The sequence below is a fragment of the Microbacterium sp. BF1 genome, assembly GCF_019279095.1.
GTDB lineage: Bacteria > Actinomycetota > Actinomycetes > Actinomycetales > Microbacteriaceae > Microbacterium > Microbacterium maritypicum.
Genome location: NZ_JAGYWT010000647.1, coordinates 1 through 1,160 on the forward strand (window position 1 = coordinate 1; position 1,160 = coordinate 1,160).

The 1,160-nt window shown below is 68.4% G+C and carries 1 protein-coding gene; it reads left to right on the plus strand.

Annotated features, from left to right (window positions below):
• Window positions 1-137: 137 nt before the first annotated feature.
• A complete protein-coding gene (gene sucD, locus KZA10_RS15700) occupies window positions 138-1,040 on the plus strand; it encodes a succinate--CoA ligase subunit alpha (RefSeq protein ID WP_055870498.1) in 903 nt (300 codons plus the stop codon).
• Window positions 1,041-1,160: the final 120 nt, after the last annotated feature.

The window sequence follows — 1,160 nt, forward strand, 5'->3', positions numbered from 1 at the left end:
ACGGCAACCGCGTCGACGAGGGTCGTGCGATCCTCGCCGAGTACGCGCACCCGCTCGTGACCCTGGCCGCCACCATGGACGAGGGCGCCGACAAGGCCGCCGAGCTCGCCAACGCCTGAGACTGAAGGACGAGAAGAATGTCGATTTACCTCAACAAGGACTCCAAGGTCATCGTCCAGGGCATCACCGGCGGCGAGGGCACCAAGCACACCGCACTGATGCTCAAGGCCGGCACCCAGGTCGTCGGTGGCGTGAACGCCCGCAAGGCCGGCACCACGGTCTCGCACACCGACAAGGACGGCAACGCCGTCGAGCTGCCCGTCTTCGGCTCGGTCGCCGAGGCCATGAAGGAGACCGGCGCCGACGTGTCGATCGCCTTCGTGCCCGGCGCCTTCACGAAGGACGCGATGATCGAGGCCATCGATGCCGAGATCCCGCTGCTCGTCGTGATCACCGAGGGCGTTCCCGTCGGCGACTCGGCCGAGGCCTGGGCCTACGCCCAGAGCAAGGGCAACAAGACCCGCATCATCGGCCCGAACTGCCCCGGCATCATCACGCCGGGCGAGGCGCTCGTGGGCATCACTCCGGCGAACATCACGGGCAAGGGACCGATCGGCCTCGTGTCGAAGTCGGGCACCCTGACCTACCAGATGATGTTCGAGCTGCGCGACCTGGGCTTCTCCACCGCCATCGGCATCGGCGGCGACCCGGTCATCGGCACCACGCACATCGACGCGCTCGCCGCGTTCGAGGCCGACCCCGAGACCAAGGCGATCGTGATGATCGGCGAGATCGGCGGCGACGCCGAGGAGCGCGCGGCCGACTACATCAAGGCGAACGTCACCAAGCCGGTCGTCGGCTACGTCGCGGGCTTCACCGCTCCCGAGGGCAAGACCATGGGTCACGCCGGTGCGATCGTGTCCGGTTCCGCCGGTACCGCTCAGGCGAAGAAGGAGGCCCTCGAGGCCGCCGGCGTCAAGGTCGGCAAGACGCCGTCCGAGACGGCAGACCTGATGCGCGCGATCATCGAAGCGCTCTGATCTGAGCTACGCTTGATCTGAAGGCCCCGGACTCCACTCCGGGGCCTTCTTTCATGCCCGTCCGTGCCCGTTCGGTCGGCTGCTCGACGGCGGGCAGCGCCCCGGCTCAGCTCCGCGGCG